Source organism: Candidatus Benthicola sp. (genome assembly GCF_058719085.1).
Genome location: NZ_JBZQEK010000069.1, coordinates 1 through 3,895, shown reverse-complemented (window position 1 = coordinate 3,895; position 3,895 = coordinate 1). Strand labels below are relative to the sequence as shown.

At 69.1% G+C, this 3,895-nt stretch carries 4 protein-coding genes; 3 read left to right on the top strand and 1 reads right to left on the bottom strand.

The genetic code is table 11. The features are described from left to right. A partial coding sequence (locus AC36XV_RS05740; protein ID WP_492202725.1) for a GTP-binding protein occupies nt 1-939 on the top strand: 939 nt, incomplete at its 5' end. A gap of 91 nt (nt 940-1,030) precedes the next feature. On the opposite strand, the gene AC36XV_RS05735 is transcribed toward AC36XV_RS05740, so the two are convergent. Continuing rightward, nucleotides 1,031-1,522, bottom strand: coding sequence for a RidA family protein (locus AC36XV_RS05735; RefSeq protein ID WP_492202724.1), 492 nt, complete (start codon nt 1,520-1,522; stop codon nt 1,031-1,033). A 121-nt stretch (nt 1,523-1,643) separates the two neighbouring features. On the opposite strand from AC36XV_RS05735, the gene AC36XV_RS05730 reads away from it, so the two are divergent. Both AC36XV_RS05730 and AC36XV_RS05725 read left to right on the top strand, forming a co-directional pair. Beyond that, a complete protein-coding gene (locus AC36XV_RS05730; protein ID WP_492202723.1) occupies nt 1,644-2,546 on the top strand; it encodes a PPK2 family polyphosphate kinase in 903 nt (300 codons plus the stop codon). A 644-nt stretch (nt 2,547-3,190) separates the two neighbouring features. After that, nucleotides 3,191-3,895: carboxypeptidase-like regulatory domain-containing protein (locus tag AC36XV_RS05725; RefSeq protein ID WP_492202722.1), on the top strand; the 705-nt coding region annotated here is incomplete at its 3' end.

Genomic DNA, 3,895 nt, shown 5'->3' with positions numbered 1-3,895 from the left:
GCCGCCCGGACCGGTTCCGGAAAGAGCCAGACGAGCCGGCGCGTGGCCGAGATTCTGACGGGCCGGGGCAAGAAGGTGGTAGTGGTCCGGCACCCGATGCCGTACGGAGACCTCGCCGCACAGGCCGTACAGCGCTTCGCCACCTACGACGACCTCGCGAAGCACGACGTGACGATCGAGGAGCGGGAGGAGTACGAGCCGCACCTGGATGCCGGCCGGATCGTATATGCGGGCGTGGACTACGAGGCGATTCTCCGCGAGGCCGAGAAGGAAGCCGACGTGGTCATCTGGGACGGCGGCAACAACGACCTCTCCTTCTACGAGGCGGACCTGTACATCACGGTCGTGGACCCGCACCGCCCGGACCACGCGCTGCATTACCACCCCGGCGAAGCCAATGTCCGGCTCGCCGACGCCATCGTCGTGAACAAGATCGACACGGCGAGCCTCGAGCAGGTGGAGGCGGCGCGCGCCGTGGCCCATTCGCTGAATCCCGACGCCACGGTGATCGACGCGGCCAGCCCCCTGTTCGTCGACCGCGGAGAGGAGATCCGCGGCAAGAGGGTGCTCGTGGTGGAGGATGGCCCCACGCTGACGCACGGCGAGATGGCGTATGGCGCGGGCTGGGTGGCCGCGCGTCGATACGGTGCGGCCGAGATTCTCGATCCGCGACCGTGGGCGGCGGGTTCGATCGCGGACACGTACGCGAAGTACCCGACGACCGGAAGCGTTCTTCCCGCCATGGGCTATGGAGCCGAGCAGACATCCGAGCTTCAGCAGACGATCGCGGCCACTCCGGCGGACCTCGTGATCATTGCCACGCCGATCGACCTCCGTCGCCTGATCGAGATCGACAAGCCGAGCGTGCGGGTGCGCTACGAGCTGCAGGAGATCGGATCCCCCACCCTCGAGGATCTGCTGAGCGGTTTCGGGGACTGAGCCGGGCACGGCCAGCGCCTATCCGAAAGCGGGCGGGGACGCAAGCAGAGGGCCCCGCTCGCCTTTCACCTTCCACCTCCGGTCCGGACCTCTACCGCTGGGCCGACACCTCCGCCGCCGGATCCCGGGCCAGGCACTCGATCTCGAGCAGGGCCCCGAGGGCGAGGCCGTCGGCCCCGAACGCCGAGCGGGCCGGCGGAGCGCCATCCCAGTACGAGGCGTACACCGCGTTCATCGGCCAGTAGTCATCCATATCATCCAGAAAAACCGTGCACTTTACGACATCGTAAAGTGACGCCCCGGCCGCCTCCAGGACCCTCTTGATGTTCTCCATCGTCTGGCGGGTCTGCGCCTCGATTCCGTCGGGCAGCTCCAGCGTCCCGGGCAGGTTTCCGACCTGGCCCGACAGGTAGATCATGCCGCCCGCCCTGATCGCCTGTGAGAACGGAAATCCCTCGGCCTCGCCGGCCACCTTCACCACGTTGTCGCCGCTGCGAGCGCCGCGAGGCTCCTGGGTGATCGCCGGGCGCGGGAGAACCGCCAGGCAGATGAGGGCGAGGATGGGCGACGCGAATCGGGACATCGGACCTCCAGTGCGTGGTCCCCGGGTCGCGAGCCGAGGTTGGTCGGCGACGGACTCCCGGGTATGATGTTCCTACTTCGCCATGGTATGCGCCCCGCTACCCCGGGTACAGGTGAGCGTCATGTTCGAGGCCGTTTCCAGTTCCTATCTCGTCCCGTTCGATGGCACGTTCCGCGTGTCCGAAGCTTCGACCCGTCCGCCGGAGACGGCGCCCCGGGGCAAGACGGCGAAGAAGGCCCTGAAGGAGACAATCAAGCAGCTGGACGATCTGCAGCGGAGGCTGGCCGCGCAGGACCGTTTCGCCGTCCTGCTCGTCTTCCAGGCGATGGACGCCGCGGGGAAGGACGGTACGATCCGGGCCGTGATGCGGGGGATCAACCCGGCCGGCGTGCAGGTGTTCTCGTTCAAGAAGCCGTCCGCGCTCGAGCTGGACCACGACTTCCTGTGGCGGAGCGCGGTGCGGCTTCCCGAGCGTGGACGGATCGGGATCTTCAACCGCAGCTATTACGAGGAAGTGCTGATCGTCCGGGTCCACCCGGCCATCCTCGAGTCCCAGCGGCTTCCCTACCCGGTCGACCCCGACCGGATCTGGGATGAGCGCCTGGAGTCCATCCGGGACCACGAACTCCACCTGGCGCGCAACGGCACGGTGATCCTGAAGTTCTGGCTCAACGTCTCCCGCCGGGAGCAGCGGCGGAGGTTTCTGGACCGGATCGAGGAACCGGAGAAGAACTGGAAATTCGCCGCCGGCGACGTGGAGGAAAGCCGACACTGGGACGGCTACATGGCGGCGTACGAGGAAGCGCTGGCCGGGAGCTCGAGACCCTGGGCTCCGTGGTACGCCATCCCCGCGGACGACAAGCGGCACATGCGCCTGGCCGTGGCCGACATCCTGTGCCGGTCGCTGGAACGGCTGGGGCTCACCTATCCCGTGGTGAGCGCCGAGGAGCGCGCCCAGCTCCTCGAGGCGCGGGACCGGCTCCTGGCGGGACAACCTGGCCCGGGGGACGCGCCGCGACCTTGACCTCCCGAGGGCGTTCGTCGACCTTCGGTCATGCGGCGATCCCCCCTGACCCGCGGTGGCCCCGTGAAGCGCTTCTTCGCGGCATGGCTCGCGCTCGCGTACCTGTCTTCCTCCGCGGCCGGCGCGGCCGGACTCGGCTCGTGCGTGCACTCCGCGCACGGGGAAGGCCACGGGTCGCATGCCGCGTCCGGCGAGTCGCACGCGGTCACCGCTCATGCCGCCCCGGGTGGACACCCGGCAGCGCACGAAGGCGAAAGCGCGGCCCACGATCGGCCTTCGCCCTGCGCTATGCTTCATGGCGAGGCCATAGCCGAACCTGTCGAACACGGCGAACCCGCGGGCCACCCATCCGCCCCGTGCGACTGTCTCGGCGACTGCTCACTCGGCGCCGGCCCGGTCGGCCCTTCGCCGGGACATGGGATCGACGCGCCGGAGTCGCTCGTCGGGCACCCGGCGGCGGCCGGAACCGGTGCCTCCGAGGCGCCTTCTGCTCCCTACCTGCTTCCCTTCCCCAACGGACCCCCGCTCTCCTGGTAGGCTGACCCGGAAATCCAGGCAGGTACGCCTCGATCTCGGATCGGGCATGGATCATCCCGTGCACCGCGTCGGTGCTCGGGCCTCTGGATGTCGACCAGGAGAGACCTTTGAAGAATCGTCTTTACGCCCTCCGCGCCGCGGGACTGGCGACCGTGCTCACGATCGCGAGCGCCGGCGCCGCGCTCGGCCAGGACAGGGGCGATGTGGTGGGGACCGTGACGGTCGAGAGCACCGGGGAACCGGACACCACGGCGATGGTGGAGGTGCTCGAAACGGGCATGCGGATGCCCTCGGACGCGCTCGGCCGGTTCCACCTGGCGCGACTCAGACCGGGCGCCGTGGCCGTCCGGGTGAGCGCGATCGGCTTCGTGGCGAAGGATACCACGGCGGTCGTACGGGCCGGGGAAACGACGACCCTGCAGGTGTCTCTGCCGATCGACCCGGTGCAGGTCGCCGGCATCGAAGTCTCGGTTCTGCGACCCGACCTCAGACGCCAGAGCACGCTCGAGCAGCAGGCGGTCCGGGAAGCGAACCCCCAGGACGCGGGTGAGCTGCTGCGCGAGGTCTCGGGCGTGGATGCCGCGCGGAGGGGAGCGCTCGGGCTCGACCCGAACGTGCAGGGCCTCAGCGAGACCGAGGTGGCCCAGTGGGTAGATGGGGAGCGGCGGTTTCCCGCCGGGCCCGCGCGCATGGATGCTCCGCTGTCGCACGTGGACGCGCTGGCATACCGGACCCTGGAAGTGGTGAAGGGTCCCTACGCCCTGACGTGGGGAGCGGGGAGCCTGAGCGCGATTCGGGCGAACACCCAGGAT

Coding starts and splice junctions, on each gene's coding strand:
- AC36XV_RS05735 (WP_492202724.1), bottom strand. CDS start 1,522: ATGTCCCGATTCGCGTCGCCCATCCTCGCCCTCATCTGCCTGGCGGTT.
- AC36XV_RS05730 (WP_492202723.1), top strand. CDS start 1,644: ATGTTCGAGGCCGTTTCCAGTTCCTATCTCGTCCCGTTCGATGGCACG.